A 14,062-nucleotide genomic window follows, 5' to 3' on the forward strand; every position below is an offset into this window, starting at 1 on the left:
CATCGTGGAAGCACCCTCGCAAGGGGAGACGTATGAACCCCGCCGAGCTGGTGGCCGCCGACCCCGGCCCCGCCTTCGAGATCACCTTCGACGGGCGGCCCGTCCTCGCCCTGCCCGGTCAGTCGCTCGCAGCCGCCCTGTGGGCCGCCGGGATCCTCGCCTGGCGCACCACCCGTGTCACCGGCCGCCCGCGGGGCGCCTTCTGCGGAATCGGCCAGTGCCATGACTGCCTGGCCACGGTGAACGGCGTCCCGAACCGGCGGGCCTGCCTGGTCCCGGCCGAGCCGGGGGACGCGGTGACCACCCAGGAGGGAGGCGGACGCGATGACCTCGCCTGCTGAGCAGGACAGTTCCCCCGCTTACGACCTCGTCGTCATCGGCGCGGGACCCGCGGGTCTCGCCGGAGCCGTGGCTGCCGGAGAAGCCGGGCTGCGGGTCGCCCTGGTCGACGCGGGCGAGCAGACCGGCGGGCAGTTCTACCGGAGCCCCTCCCCCGGCCTGGGCGCCCGACGCCCCGAGGCGCTGCACCATGGCTGGTCCGCCTACGCCTCACTGCGAGCCCGGCTCGACCGCTGCGCGGGCATCAGCCATCTCGCCCTGCACCACGTATGGAGTGTCGTACGGGAGGACCGCGACCCCACCTGGACCGTGCACGCCCTCGTGGGTGCGGACGGCACGGACGCCACCCCGGCCCGTATCAGCGCCCGCGGCCTGCTGCTCGCCACCGGAGCCGTGGAGCGCCAGCTCCCCTTCCCCGGCTGGACCCTGCCCGGAGTGATCAGTGCGGGCGGCGCCCAGGCCATGCTCAAGTCGGGGCTCGTGTTGCCCGGGCGGCGGATCGTCGTCGCGGGCAGCGGACCGCTGCTGCTCGCCGCCGCGAGCTCGCTCACCGCGGCGGGCGCGCGGGTCCCGGCCGTCGTCGACGCCACCGGCTATCTCGGGTACGCCCGCCACCCGCGCGCCCTGGCGCTCAACCCGGGCAAGGCGGCCGAGGCGCTCACCCATGCCCGGGCCCTTGTCCGGCACAAGGTCCCGGTCCGTACGCGCACCGCGGTCACCGAGGTGCACGGCACCGAACGGGTCGAGGCGGTCACGGTCTCGCGCCTCGACCGCACGTGGCGGCCTGTGCCCGGCACCGGGCGGCGGATCGCGTGTGACGCGGTGGCGGTGGGCCACGGTCTCGTCCCGCAGATCGACCTGGCCACCGCGCTGGGCTGCGAGGTGCGCCGTACGGCCGACGACGCCTACGCCCTGGTCACCGACGACTCCCTTGAGACGTCCGTCCCCGCCTTGTGGGTGGCCGGCGAATCCCGCGGCGTCGGCGGCGCGGAACTCGCGCTGGCCGAGGGAGAGTTGGCGGGACTCCTGGCAGCCGCCCGACTCGGCGACAGGGCCGGTGGACAGCTCACCGGAAGGACCGCATCGACTTCCCGTACGACGCCACTGCGCCGCCGTATCGCCAGAATGCGCACTTTCGCCGACGCCATGGCCGCCGTCCACGCCCCAGGTCCGGGCTGGACCGGCTGGCTGGCCGGCGACACCGAGGTCTGCCGCTGCGAGGAGGTCACCGCGGACCGCATCCGCGAGGCCACCACCGAACTCGGCGCCCGCGACACCCGCACGGTCAAGCTCCTCACGCGCGCGGGCATGGGCTGGTGCCAGGGCCGCATCTGCTCCTCGGCGGTCGCCTGCCTGGCCGGAGAACCGTCGGCCCCTGACCGACGCCTCCTGTCCACCCCCGTACCGCTGTCGGCCCTGGCAGCGCTCCCGCCTCAACCCGCGGACCCTTCCGAAGCCCCCCAGTAACAACCCCGCACACGCCCCGTCTGGAGTCCCGATGAACAACGGCACCACCTGGAGCACCACCCACCCCTGGCGCGGCATCATGGTCGCCACCGCGCTGCCCCTGCGCGAGGACGGCTCGGTCGACTACGACGCCTACGCCGAGCATGTGCGCTTCCTGCTCGACAACGGCTGCGACGGCGTCGTGCCCAACGGCTCGCTCGGCGAGTACCAGACCCTGACCTCCGAGGAGCGCGCCCGCGTCGTCCACACCGCCGTCGAGGCGGCGGGTGACGGGGCGCGGGTCATGCCCGGGGTCGCCGCGTACGGAAGCACCGAGTCCCGCCTGTGGGCCGAGCGCGCCGCCGCCGCGGGCTGCGGCAGCGTGCTGCTCCTGCCGCCGAACGCCTACCGCGCCGACCACGAGGCCGTACGCGCCCACTACGCCGAGGTCGCCAAGGCGGGCTTGCCCGTCGTCGCGTACAACAACCCGATCGACACCAAGGTCGATCTGGTGCCGTCGCTGCTCGCCGAACTGCACGCGGCCGGGCACATCGTGGCGGTCAAGGAGTTCAGCGGCGATGTCCGCCGGGCGTACGAGCTCGCCGAACTCGCCCCCGATCTCGACCTGTTGATCGGCGCGGACGACGTCCTGCTCGAACTCGCCGTCGCGGGCGCCGTCGGCTGGATCGCCGGCTACCCCAACGCCTTCCCGGCCTCCTGCGCCGAGCTCTACCACGCTGCGACGGCCGGCGACCTGGACCGGGCCCTGCCTCTGTACCGGGCTCTGCACTCGCTCCTGCGCTGGGACTCCAGGACCGAGTTCGTGCAGGCCATCAAGCTCTCCATGGACCTCACCGGCCGCCGCGGAGGCCCGACCCGGCCGCCGCGCATGCCACTGGCCGGTCCGGCCGAGCAGGCCGTGCGCGCGGCCACCGAGAAGGCCGTCGCCGACGGACACCGCTGAGCCGACGCCACGACCGAGTCCGCCCGGACACCATCGAGGGGAACCCGCCATGCGTACCCGCCACGTCTTCCACGCCGTCGACTCGCATACCGAGGGCATGCCCACGCGCGTGATCACCGGGGGTGTCGGAGTCATCCCCGGCGCCACCATGGCCGAGCGCCGGCTGCACTTCATCGAGCACATGGACCACCTCCGCACGCTCCTGATGTACGAGCCGCGCGGCCACTCGGCGATGAGCGGCGCGATCCTCCAGCCGCCCATCCGGCCCGAGGCCGACTACGGCGTCCTCTATATAGAGGTGTCCGGGGTCCTCCCGATGTGCGGCCACGGCACCATCGGGGTGGCCACCGTCCTGGTCGAGACGGGCATGGTGGCCGTCACCGAGCCCGTCACGCGCGTCACCCTGGACACTCCGGCGGGTCTCGTCCCCGTGGATGTCCAGGTGGAGGACGGGGTCGCGAAGTCGGCATCGCTCACCAACGTGCCCGCGTTCTGCGCCGGGTTGGACCGCAAGGTCGAGGTCCCGGGCCACGGGACGGTCACGTACGACTTGGCGTTCGGCGGGAACTTCTACGCGTTCGTCGATCTCGACAGCCTGGGACTGCCCTTCGACCGCGCCCGCAAGGAGGATCTGCTCACGGCAGGTCTCGCCGTCATGGACGCGATCAACGCCTCGCCGGATCGCCCTGTGCACCCCGAACAGCCCGAGATCGCGGGCCTCAAGCACGTCCACCTCACCGCACCCGGCTCCGATGCCCGCCACTCACGGCACGCGATGGCCATCCACCCCGGCTGGTTCGACCGCTCACCGTGCGGCACCGGCACTTCGGCCCGCATGGCACAGCTGCACGCGCGCGGCGAGCTGCCCCTGGAGCAGGACTTTGTCAACGAGTCCTTCATCGGTACGCAGTTCACCGGGCGCCTGCTGTACGAGACGGAGGTCGGCGGACGGACCGCGGTGGTGCCCAGGATCACCGGGCGGGCCTGGATCACGGGCACGGGTCAGTATTTCCTCGACCCTGAGGACCCGTTCCCGGCCGGGTTCCTGATGTGAGAGGCACCGGTGTTGTGATCTGAACCGGTTTGTCACGTACAGGAGTTGGGCCGGGGCTCGGCCGGAGTCCGGTCCGTGGACAGTTCTCCCCGCATCCACCTGCACAAACGATGTGACATTGTACGCTGGTGATCCGCTCGGCCACCGGGGTGCGGGGCGCCGGCACGAAGGGAACCACCGCCATGGGCCACCTGTCTCAGCGCGACCTCATCACCACACGCGAGCGCCTGCGCGACCAGGTGGCCCACGCGCTGCACGCGGCGCTGATCTCGGGCGAACTCAAGCCCGGCGAGGTCTACTCGGCGCCCGCGCTCGCCGAGGACCTGGGGGTCTCGGCGACCCCTGTGCGCGAGGCGATGCTGGATCTGGCGCGCGAGGGCATGGTCGAGCCGGTGCGCAACAAGGGCTTCAGGGTCACCGAGGTCAATGAGCGCGATCTGGACCAGTACACGGAGATCCGCACCCTGATCGAGGTCCCCATGATCGGCCGGATCACCCGCACCGCGGCCCGCGAGGACCTGGAGGCACTGCGCCCGATCGCCAAGGAGATCGTGAGCAGTGCCCGCAAGCACGACCTGATCGGCTACCTGGAGGCCGACCGCCGCTTCCACCTGGCGCTGCTCTCCCTCACGGGCAACGAGCGTCTGGTGGAGACCGTCGGCGACCTGCGCAAGCGCACCCGCCTGTACGGACTGACCGGCCTGGACGAGCGCGGTGAGCTGCTGCCCTCCGCCGAGGAGCACCTGGAGCTGCTCGACCTGATGCTGGCCGGGGACGCCAAGGGCGCCGAGAAGTGCATGACTCGCCACCTCGGACATGTGCGCACGCTGTGGGCGAAGGGACAGCAGGCGAAGGAGCCGGCGAAGACGGTACGCGGACGCCGCTGACGCACGACGGCTCGAGGGACCGGTCGGTCCCGCCGGGGCCGTGCGCCCAGGGCGTGCCCACCTCCCTTTCCCCGTACGGCTGTTCATGGACACCGCAGAAGGCTTCCCTGTGCAATGCGACCTGTGCAATGGTACATGTCACACAGTAGCCATGGGCATGTCACCCGGAGGCCACCTTGATACGCAGATCCCCCACGCGCGTCCGATCCGCACCCAGATCCGGTGCGCACCTGCTGATCGCAACCCTGACGGTGAGCTTGGGGCTCGCCGTCCTCGCCCCGACCGCGGCGAGCGCGCAGAGCGCCGCGTCTCCCCCTCACACGGCCCCCGCTTCGGCGGGCACGGCCAAGTCCCCCGAGCCGCGCCCGGGCACAGGCCCGCGGCCGGCCACCCTCATCACCAAGTCCGCGCTCGTCGCCGACGAGGCCGAGCACGCCGCGGAGCCCACCGAGAACCCCGACCGGCGCCCGCCGCTGCACACCACGAAGGCCGCGCCCAAGAAGCCGGGCGCCAAGAAGCCGGGCGCCAAGGCAGCCTGCGACACGGCCGATTTCACCTCGAAGACCGGAGCGGCCCTGGTCCAGCAGATCAAGGTGTCCGACACCGCCTGCATCAACACCCTGTTCAGCGCGGGCGGTTCGGACGCGAGGTCGCTGTTCCGTGAGGAGCAGATGATCACGGTGGCCTCCGCCCTGCGGGACAGCGCCACGAACTACCCGGGGAACAACACCGGTTCGATCACCCAGCTGGTCCTGTACCTGCGGGCCGGCTACTACGTGCAGTGGGGCGACCCGGACACCGTCGGCTCGTACGGGCCCGCACTGCAGAGCGCGATCCGCTCCGGCCTCGACTCCTTCTTCGGCTCATCGCACGCCTTCGACGTCAGCGCGGCCAATGGAGAGACCCTGGCCGAGACCGTGACGCTGATCGACAGCGCGACGGAGAACGCCCGCTATCTGCGAGTGGTCAAGCACCTGCTCGGCGACTACAACTCCACCTACGACGCGCACTGGTGGATGGTCGCCGCCGTGAACAACACCTACACCGTGCTGTTCCGCGGCCACCAGGAACCGGACTTCGTGACCGCCGTGCAGAGCGACCCGTCCGTCCTGACCGTCCTGCGCGACTTCGCCGTCCGCCACGACGCCCTGCTCGACACGGACAAGGACTACCTCCCCGCGAACGCCGGCCGCGAACTGGCCCGCTTCCTGCAGCACGGCGAACTGCGGTCCACCGTACGGCCGTTGGCGGAGCAACTCCTCGGCCGCAGCGCCATGACCGGCCGTACGGCGTCCCTGTGGGTGGGTGTGGCCGAAATGACCTGGGCGTACGACAAGGAGAACTGCAGCGCGTACGGCACCTGCGACCTGGAGCGCCGGCTCTACGACAAGGTCCTCACCGTGCGACACACCTGCGGTCCGACCCTGCGCATCGTGGCCCAGGAGCTGACCGCGGCCGAGCTGGACGCGAGCTGCACCAGTCTGGCGGGGCAGGACGCGTACTTCCATGCCATGGCCAAGGACAGCGGACCGGTGGCGGACGACAACAACACCACCCTCGAAGTGGTGGTCTTCGACTCCAGCGCCCAGTACCAGCGTTACGCCGGGATCATCTTCGGCATCAGCACCGACAACGGCGGCATGTACCTGGAGGGCGACCCGGCGCAGGCCGGCAATCTGCCGCGGTTCATCGCGTACGAGGCGGAGTGGCTGCGGCCCGAGTTCCACATCTGGAACCTCAACCATGAGTACACGCACTACCTCGACGGCCGCTTCAACATGTACGGGGACTTCGCGGAGGGGATGCGGACACCGACCGTGATGTGGGTGGAGGGCTTCGCCGAGTACATCTCGTACGGGTACCGGGACGTCCCCTACGAGAAGGCACTTACCGAAGCGGGCCGCAACACCTACACACTCAGCACCCTCTTCGACACGACATACGAGAACTCCGACTCCACCCGCGTCTACCAGTGGGGCTATCTCGCCGTCCGCTACCTGATCCAGTCCCACCCCGAGGACGTGGCCACCCTGCTCGGCCACTACCGCACCGGTGACTGGAACGCCGCCCGCACCCTGCTCACCAGCACGATCGGCACCCGCTACGACGCGGACTTCGCCGCGTGGCTGAGCCGGTGCGCGGCGGGAGACTGCGGCACGAACACGCCCGCGCCCTCGGAATGCACGTCGAGCGACACACGCGAGCTCGGCAACGACTGTGTCCGCTCGTCCCTCTCGGCCACCGCCGGCAACTACACGTACCTGTACGCGCGCATCCCCGAGGGCACCGCATCCCTCAAGCTCACGGTCTCCGGCGGCACCGGCGACGCGGACCTCTACTACAACCCGACGACGTGGGCGACCAAGTCCGCCCACACCGCAAGCTCGACAACCTCCGGCAACACGGAAACGCTCACCATCCAGAACCCACCACCCGGCTACGTCTACGTAAGCCTGCACGCAACGGAGCCCTTCTCCGGGGTCAGGATCGCCTCGGCGTTCTGACGAGGACGGGACTCGACGAAAGCCCCCCGCCTCATGCGGGGGGCTTTCAGTCGTGCGAGGGTCTGGTAACCCCGAGGTCCGTTTGCATCAGCTCATGCATCCGGGCCAGGTTTCGCCACCCCTGAGTGATCTCGTCGCCGATCCGGTGTAACGCCGCCTCCGACGACCGGAACACGGACCGGCGACGCGCCGCGAGCCGTCAGTCGCCGACGCTGCCGTCGATCAGCTCGCGCAGGATGTCCGCGTGGCCCGCGTGCCGGCCGGTCTCCAGGATCAGGTGCAAGTACACCCACCGCAACGTCAACTCCCCGCCCGGCGGCGCGTAGTCAAGGCTGTGCTGGGCGGCGATCTCGCGGGAGCGGTCGCACTCCGCCTGGTAGGCGCCGATGACGTCGTCGAGCGTCTCGTTCGGCTCCAGCCGCAGGTCGGCCTCCGGGTCTGCGGCGGTCCACGGCGGCGTGGGCAGCTCCGCGGCAGGGATCTGCCCGATCCCCTCGGCGAACCCGCCCAGTTCCACCCACCGCAGGTGTTTGATCAGGCCGCCGAGGTTGGTGCCGGTCGGCACCGGGCTGCGCCGGGCGTCCTCCTCCGACACCCCGCGGGCCTTGCGCACGACGGCGTCACGCAGGTAATCCAGGAACGTCTCGAGCTGCTCGCGCTCGCCGGCGGCGACCACACTGCCGAGAATCTCACTGGGTCTCGTCATGGCGCGAACGTAGCACGCGGGCCGACCCTCCCACCGGAGGCAATTTGGGCTCTTCGGAGTCGCAGTCGAGGTGTAGTCCGGTCGGCGCATCGGTGGCCGGGCAGGGGTCGAGGTCGCCCGAGGATGGAGGTGAGGCCCGCCCTGACCTGACCACGTTCGGTCGCCCGCGTCGCCGACGCTCTGGGGGTCTCGTGGCCAGGACCGCCAACGACGCGGTCCTGGCCGAGGGCGCCGCCGACGTGCTCGCCCACTTCGACGGGCCCGGCACATCCAACGGCCCCACCGAAGCGCTCAACGGCCGCCTCGAACACCTCCGCGGCTCCGCCCTCGGCTTCCGCAACTGACGAACTACACAGCCTCCGAACTCGGTGACACCGTCGCACCACTCGGCGGCGTCACAGGCCCTGAACCGGCCATGGGAAAATGCGCGCATGGCAACCGTGGGGGTGGCGGCGTGAGTGACAGGACGGCACTGGGCGATCGCATGAAGCGCTACGAGGCAGCGGCGCGGCATGTCCTGCCGCGCCGCACCTACACCGTCCTTCGTGTCGACGGCCGCGCCTTTCACTCCTACTTGCGGGGCGCCGAGAAGCCCTTCGACGAGGGGTTCATGGCCGACATGAGCGCCGTGGCCGAAGCGCTCTGCCAGGAAATCAGCGGAAGCGTGTTCGCCTACACGCAGTCCGACGAGATCAGCGTTCTCATCACCGACTTCGCCACCCACCAGACCGAGCCCTGGTTCGGCGGAGTTGTGGCCAAGCAGCTCAGCATCAGCGCAGCCGTGGCCACCGCCGTACTCAACGAGCGACGTCCCGGAAAGCGTGCCCTGTTCGACGCGCGGGTGTTCACGATCGGGGACCCGGTCGAGGTGGCGAACTACTTCCTGTGGCGGCAGCGCGACGCGGTGCGCAACAGCATCAGCATGGCCGCCCAAGCCCACTTCTCCCACTCCCGGCTGCACGGCGTCTCCGTCGAAGGCATGCAGGAGCTTCTGTGGTCCGAGGCCGGCGTGAACTGGAACGATTACCCGGTCGGCTGCAAGCGTGGCCGCGTCACGAGGCGCGAGTCCGGCGAGCGTGAACTCACCTACGTCGACAAGCGGTCGGGGGCCACCCGCACCACTCGGGCGGTCCGCAGTTGGTGGACGACAACGCCGGCGCCGCACTTCACGACCGATCCGGGGTCCTTCCTCGCTCAGGAGATTCCCGCGCTTCCCACGTTGGTCGCTCCGACGAATGAAGTCGACGGGGATTGACGCAGCCGCGTGATCGTTCGCCTTGACCGCTGGGGCGGGGTCCCCACCGGACCACCGCCCCGCACCGACCGTTCAGTTGCCGGCCGGAGCTCCGTACACCCCCATCTCATAGATGGAGTAGCCCCACGTGGTGCTGCGCTTCACGCCTTGCATGCGGACGTGGTTCACCGGCTGTTCCCCGGTGAGGCGGATGACGTCGTTGCCGCACGCGGTCGGCGTCCTGGTGGCGGCGGTGGTCCAGTGCACTCCGTCCTCGGAGGTCTCGATGCGGTACTGCGACGCGCACGCGCTCTCCCATGCCAGGGTCACCGCGACGACCTTCGTGGGTGCCGCGAGTTCGATCTGCACCCATGCGTCGTCGCTGTAGCCGGAGGCCCAACGAGTCCCCAGCGAGCCGTCGTTGACGAAGCGCGCAGCCAGCCGGTCGAGGTCGCCTTCCACGCTGGAGGCGCTCGCCTTGCCGGTGAGGGCGAGGTTCTCGCCGCCGCCGACCGAGTCCCACAGGTCGAGCATCACGTCGGCCTGTACGAGGAAAGCGTCCAGGACACCGTCACCGACCTTGACCGGTGCCGCTCCCCAGGAGTTGCGGGGCGGATCCACGCGTACACCCGCCGCCTGTTCCTGCAGTGTGCGCGATGCGGCCTGGAGCTTCTGCGACCGGTCGGCGTCGCCGTCGACCCGGGCGGCGAGGGCATCGACCATGTGCACGGTCGCGTCGCCCCACAGGTCGGTGGCGTCGAGCCATGGCTTGGCGTCGGTCACGAAGCCCTCTTGTACGGCGCCGCCGCGGATCCGTTCCGGAGCGTCGGCGATCCTCACCGCGTACGTGCGCAGATCTGCCAGTGCCTCGGTGCGGTCCCCGGCCTTCCACTGCGTCCAGTACCGGGTCAGTCGCGCCGCCAGTTCGGGCGCCTGCTCCTGCCACGGCGTCTCGCCGAAGGTGGGCGCGAGGTGCTCCAGGTCGGCGAAGACGCGCAGGGCTTCGGCCGCCTTGCGGTCGCCGCCCGCGAGATAGGTGAGGGCCCGGGGCCAGTTGGTGTCCGCGTCGTAGGCGCGGTCGTTCCATCCGAAGGACGCCGCGCCGAACACGGCGACCTTGCTGGCGTACGGCTGGTTCATCGGGTTGGCGACGATCCCGCTGAGGTGCTCGGACAGTCCGGCTTCGCGTTTGTCGTACGGGGCGAGCAGCAGGCGGCCGCTGGTGCGGCCGAAGTCGTTGACGGGGTAGTTGTCCCAGACGAACACCTTGCGGCCGAACAGTTCCGAGGCGGCGTCCGCCTGCTCGTTGGTGATGGCGGGCGGGACGACGTCGGTGCCGGTCCACATCACGACGACCGCGGGGTCCAGCGTGGCGCGCATGGTCTGCTTGTACGCGGTGTCGGTGAGGTCTCCGTATTCGGTCGGCACCATCTGCAGCGGCTGGGTGCCGTCGTGGGTCGCGACGAAATTGCGCTGGACGTCGTTGAGAAGATCGACCTGCGCCTTGGCCGCGGCGGCGCGGCCGGGTTCTCCGTAGGCGGTGCGGTCGCCGTCGCAGTTCCATTTCGTGTAGCTGATGTCGTCGAGGGGGACGGAGAAGGCGCGCACTCCCTTGTCGTAGAGCGCCTGCAGCTTCTCCTTCAGTGCCGCGCGGTCGGACGGGTCCGAGTAGCAGATGGAGCCGCCGGGCGAGACGGCGAAGGTGAACCGGACGTGGTTGGCGTCGGCCCGCCCGACGAGCCGGCCGAGTTCGGCGAGTTTGTCGGCCGGGTAGGGTTCGCGCCACTTGTCACGGTGGTACGGGTCGTCCTTGGGCGCGTACACATAGGTGTTGGCCTTGATGTCGCCGTAGAAGTCCATCTGGTCGAGGCGCTCGGCCGGTGTCCAGGGCAGGCCGTAGAAGCCCTCGATGGTTCCTCGCAGGGGCATGGCGGGGTGGTCGCTGACGTGCACTCCCGAGATGCGCCAGCCGTCCGAGGCTCGAACGAAGAGCTGCCGCAGCGTCTGGACGGCGTAGAACTGGCCGGCCGCGTCCGCGCCGCCCAGCGCTGCCTGCTTGGACGCGCCTCGGACGGCGACGCGCAGTGCGTAGGCCTCGGGGCGATCGGGCGCCTTCACGCTGCCCAGTTGTGCTGCGATGTCGGTGCGGTCGGCAGGGCCGAGGCGGAGGGTCAGCAGGCCGGGCGTGGTGCGGGCGCCGGGTGGGACCACATCGACGTTGTCGGCGCCGTGCCGGCGCAGTTCGCTCTTGAGGTGGCGCAACGCCGCCGGATCCGTACGGTCGTCCGCGACGACGATGACGCGTCCGGTCACGGGTGCGTCGGCGCCGGAGCGGTCGATGGTCTGGGGCGGCGGCGAGACGGCGGGCAGGGGTTGCTCGGCTTCGGGTGCGGCGGCTGGTGCGGCCTGGGCCGACGACCCGAGTCCGAGGTGTGCGGCGGCAAGGCCCATCACCAGGGCCACGGTTCCGACGACTGAGCGGGATCTCTTCACGGGGCTCCGATCCGGTCGATGAAGCGAGTGCTTTCAAGTCCGAACGGGCAGCAACAGAGGGCCGGCAGTGCGAGGTGACGGGAGACCCGATGGGTCTCCGTACTGGTGTCGGCCCCCTGCGTGCGGATCATGCCGTCGTCACGGTGACACAGAAACGAACATGTTGTCTAGACCTCTCGCAGGCACCCTTCGCCTCCAACTCCACGCCATTCATGGCGAGTTGAGCCGCTTTCACCTGAAGACCGGCACTGCACCGTCCCCTCTGCACCATCGCCGCATTGGTCCGAACCTGTGGGAATCTCTCGCTTTCTGGTGGAGCCTTCGAGGCCGCTCACGAACCCCGCGGAGACGGACGGTGACGGGCGGCGGTGGACGTCGGACCCTCGCCGCGCACTCTTCGCCAAACCCGTCAGCCGAGCAGCCCCGCCTCCTGAGCCAGCACCGCGGCCTGCACCCGGTTCGAGCAGCCGGTGCGGGTGAGGATGCTGCTGATGTGGGCCTTGACCGTGCCCGAGCTCAGGTGGAGTCGGGCGGCGATCTCGGTGTTGGAGAGGCCGGTGCCCAGCAGGCTCAGGATGTCGCGTTCGGCCCGTGTCAGTTCGGTGAGCCGGCCGGCTGCGGCCTCGTTGCTGTGGCCGGAACGGACCCGGAAGTCGACGAGTTGGCGCGTGATCTGCGGTGCGAGGACGGGGTCGCCGGCGGCTGCGCGCCGGACGGCTTCGATGAGGTCGCGTGGGCCCGTGTCCTTGAGGAGATAGCCGTGCGCGCCGGCCCGCAGGGCGCTGGTCACCGTCTCCTCCTCGCCGAAGGAGGTCAGCATCACCGCGTGCGTCCGGGGCGAGTGCCGGGCGATCCCGGTGACGGCGGTGATGCCGTCGCCCGGCATGCGGATGTCCAGGAGCGCGACGTCGACCTGGTGGGCGCGGCAGGCCTCGACGGCCTCGTGGGCGTTCTGTGCCTCGGCCACCACGCTGATCTCGTCGTCGTGTTCCAGGACGAGCCTGACCCCGGTGCGCATCAGCGCTTCGTCGTCGGCGATGAGGACTCGGATCATCGGCTCATTGTAGGACCGCCATGATCAGCAGGGCGACGATGCCGCCGATCGTCGGCAGCAGGACCAGCAGGGCCGCGCAGCCGCCTCCCAGGAGGCGGGGCCAGGTGAGGACTTCGGTGGACAGCGGTGGCCGCGAGCCGGCTCCCTCTGACAGGCGCATCGGCGAAGTGGCGTACTCGGGCTGCACATTGGGGCGCGAGGGCATCCGGGCGGACAGGACGAAGCCGCCTTCAGGCCGGTGACCTGCCTGCAGCGCTCCCCCGAGCAGGCGGACGCGTTCCTGCAGGCCCACGAGTCCGCTGCGGCTGCCTTCCCCCGGCGAACGGGGAGTGGGCGGCGCGTCGTTGGCGACCGTCACCACCACCGAGTCCCCGTCGTCCTGGAACATCACCCGGACCGGAGCGCCGGGTGCGTGCTTGAGCGCGTTGGTGAGTCCTTCGCGGGTGACGCGGTGTACCGCTTGCCTGATCCGCGGGTCGGGCTCCGTCAGCTCGCCGGCGTTCCAGTTCAGTGCGACGTCCACGCCTGCGCTGCGGGAGTCCTCGACGAGGGCGGAGAGGGCTTCGCGGGTGCCTCGGTCTCCGACGTCCTCCGCGGAGCGGTGGCGCAGGACGCCGAGGATGCCGCGGAGTTCGTCCATGGCCGTGCCGGCGGTGGTGTGCAGGAGTTCGGCCTGGGGCGCCAGTGGAGGGGCCTGTCGTTCGGCTGCGAGCTGGAGTGCTCCCGCGTGTACCGCGATGAGGCCGATGCGGTGGCCGAGCAGATCATGCATCTCGCCGGCGATGCGGGCGCGTTCCTCCATGCGGGCCGCCTCGTCGGTGAGGAAGCGGGCCTGTTCGAGGTAGGCGTTGCGTTCCTGCAGCAGTCGTCTCAGCGGGCGGCGGCGTCCCAGCACTCGTCCGGACAGGGCGGGCAGGACGACGAACAGGGCGGCGACGGCGGCGCCCGTGAGGACGTACGGCAGGGTCGGCAGTCCGCTGCGGGCCTGGGCGATGACCGACAGGAGCACGGCTCCGGTGGCGCTCGCCGCGACGGCGGTCCAGGCGCGCCGTGCGGAGGGGATGCGGCGTGCGGCGGACCAGACGACCCAGGGCACGACCGCCGTCGCCCAAACGTTCTCGCCGGCGAGCACCGGTATGCAGCCCAGTACGGCGAAGGCCGGATACCTGCGGCGTGCGGGGACGAGCAGCGCTGCCCACACGCCGACGAGGACGCCGGGCACCGGGTGGGCGGGTGGGAGGAGTGGGAGCGGTGCCAGCGAGCAGAGGAGGACCAGGCAGGCCAGGACGACCTCGTTCGCGACGGTCCGGCCGGGCGCTGTTCGCATGGCCTTGCGGACGGCAGTTGCCTCACCGCGTATACGCATCCACGGTCGTACCGC

The 14,062-nt window shown here is 70.5% G+C and carries 11 protein-coding genes and 1 pseudogene; 8 read left to right on the forward strand and 4 right to left on the reverse strand.

All coding sequences use genetic code 11. The features are described from left to right. Window positions 1–32: 32 nt before the first annotated feature. From ACIBI4_RS00290 to ACIBI4_RS00315, 6 genes are all read left to right on the forward strand, one after another. Window positions 33–341: a (2Fe-2S)-binding protein gene (locus ACIBI4_RS00290; RefSeq protein ID WP_399201232.1), complete on the forward strand. Its 309-nt coding sequence runs from the start codon at window positions 33–35 to the stop codon at window positions 339–341. Next, complete coding sequence (locus ACIBI4_RS00295) at window positions 325–1,806, forward strand: NAD(P)/FAD-dependent oxidoreductase (protein ID WP_399201233.1); 1,482 nt, start codon at window positions 325–327, stop codon at window positions 1,804–1,806. The genes ACIBI4_RS00290 and ACIBI4_RS00295 overlap by 17 nt, the downstream gene beginning before the upstream one ends. A 31-nt stretch (window positions 1,807–1,837) precedes the next feature. Further along, a complete protein-coding gene (locus ACIBI4_RS00300; protein WP_399201234.1) occupies window positions 1,838–2,749 on the forward strand; it encodes a dihydrodipicolinate synthase family protein in 912 nt (303 codons plus the stop codon). Window positions 2,750–2,798: 49 nt separating this feature from the next. Next, the gene (locus ACIBI4_RS00305) at window positions 2,799–3,803 is read left to right on the forward strand and encodes a proline racemase family protein (RefSeq protein ID WP_399201235.1); all 1,005 of its coding nucleotides are present in this window, start codon (window positions 2,799–2,801) and stop codon (window positions 3,801–3,803) included. Between the two features lie 182 nt (window positions 3,804–3,985). Next, window positions 3,986–4,690 (forward strand): GntR family transcriptional regulator, encoded by a 705-nt coding sequence (locus ACIBI4_RS00310; RefSeq protein ID WP_399201236.1) that lies wholly within the window; start codon window positions 3,986–3,988, stop codon window positions 4,688–4,690. A gap of 257 nt (window positions 4,691–4,947) precedes the next feature. Then, a complete protein-coding gene (locus ACIBI4_RS00315) occupies window positions 4,948–7,194 on the forward strand; it encodes a M9 family metallopeptidase (protein ID WP_399201237.1) in 2,247 nt (748 codons plus the stop codon). Window positions 7,195–7,393: 199 nt separating this feature from the next. Here the strand turns inward: ACIBI4_RS00315 and ACIBI4_RS00320 are convergent, their stop codons facing one another. Then, window positions 7,394–7,900: a DinB family protein gene (locus ACIBI4_RS00320; protein WP_399201238.1), complete on the reverse strand. Its 507-nt coding sequence runs from the start codon at window positions 7,898–7,900 to the stop codon at window positions 7,394–7,396. A 224-nt stretch (window positions 7,901–8,124) separates the two neighbouring features. Here ACIBI4_RS00320 and ACIBI4_RS00325 point away from each other — a divergent pair. Beyond that, a pseudogene (locus ACIBI4_RS00325) lies at window positions 8,125–8,241 on the forward strand (transposase); the annotation flags it as partial. A gap of 113 nt (window positions 8,242–8,354) precedes the next feature. Beyond that, window positions 8,355–9,155 carry a tRNA(His) guanylyltransferase Thg1 family protein gene (locus tag ACIBI4_RS00330; protein WP_399201239.1) on the forward strand — a complete coding sequence of 267 codons (801 nt, stop codon included), beginning with the start codon at window positions 8,355–8,357 and terminating at the stop codon, window positions 9,153–9,155. A 72-nt stretch (window positions 9,156–9,227) separates the two neighbouring features. Here ACIBI4_RS00330 and ACIBI4_RS00335 read toward each other — a convergent pair whose 3' ends face one another. The 3 genes from ACIBI4_RS00335 to ACIBI4_RS00345 all read right to left on the reverse strand — a co-directional run bounded on the left by ACIBI4_RS00335 (window position 9,228) and on the right by ACIBI4_RS00345 (window position 14,008). After that, on the reverse strand, window positions 9,228–11,585 hold the full coding sequence (locus ACIBI4_RS00335) for a beta-N-acetylglucosaminidase domain-containing protein (protein ID WP_399201980.1): 2,358 nt from the start codon (window positions 11,583–11,585) through the stop codon (window positions 9,228–9,230). 451 nt (window positions 11,586–12,036) lie between these two features. Beyond that, window positions 12,037–12,681: a response regulator gene (locus ACIBI4_RS00340; protein ID WP_399201240.1), complete on the reverse strand. Its 645-nt coding sequence runs from the start codon at window positions 12,679–12,681 to the stop codon at window positions 12,037–12,039. Between the two features lie 4 nt (window positions 12,682–12,685). Beyond that, complete coding sequence (locus ACIBI4_RS00345) at window positions 12,686–14,008, reverse strand: sensor histidine kinase (protein WP_399201241.1); 1,323 nt, start codon at window positions 14,006–14,008, stop codon at window positions 12,686–12,688. Window positions 14,009–14,062: the final 54 nt, after the last annotated feature.

Source organism: Streptomyces sp. NPDC050418, assembly GCF_044458745.1.
Classification (GTDB): domain Bacteria; phylum Actinomycetota; class Actinomycetes; order Streptomycetales; family Streptomycetaceae; genus Streptomyces.

Coding starts and splice junctions, on each gene's coding strand:
- ACIBI4_RS00310 (WP_399201236.1), top strand. CDS start 3,986: ATGGGCCACCTGTCTCAGCGCGACCTCATCACCACACGCGAGCGCCTG.
- ACIBI4_RS00320 (WP_399201238.1), bottom strand. CDS start 7,900: ATGACGAGACCCAGTGAGATTCTCGGCAGTGTGGTCGCCGCCGGCGAG.
- ACIBI4_RS00305 (WP_399201235.1), top strand. CDS start 2,799: ATGCGTACCCGCCACGTCTTCCACGCCGTCGACTCGCATACCGAGGGC.
- ACIBI4_RS00290 (WP_399201232.1), top strand. CDS start 33: ATGAACCCCGCCGAGCTGGTGGCCGCCGACCCCGGCCCCGCCTTCGAG.
- ACIBI4_RS00340 (WP_399201240.1), bottom strand. CDS start 12,681: ATGATCCGAGTCCTCATCGCCGACGACGAAGCGCTGATGCGCACCGGG.
- ACIBI4_RS00300 (WP_399201234.1), top strand. CDS start 1,838: ATGAACAACGGCACCACCTGGAGCACCACCCACCCCTGGCGCGGCATC.
- ACIBI4_RS00335 (WP_399201980.1), bottom strand. CDS start 11,585: ATGGGCCTTGCCGCCGCACACCTCGGACTCGGGTCGTCGGCCCAGGCC.
- ACIBI4_RS00345 (WP_399201241.1), bottom strand. CDS start 14,008: ATGCGAACAGCGCCCGGCCGGACCGTCGCGAACGAGGTCGTCCTGGCC.
- ACIBI4_RS00295 (WP_399201233.1), top strand. CDS start 325: ATGACCTCGCCTGCTGAGCAGGACAGTTCCCCCGCTTACGACCTCGTC.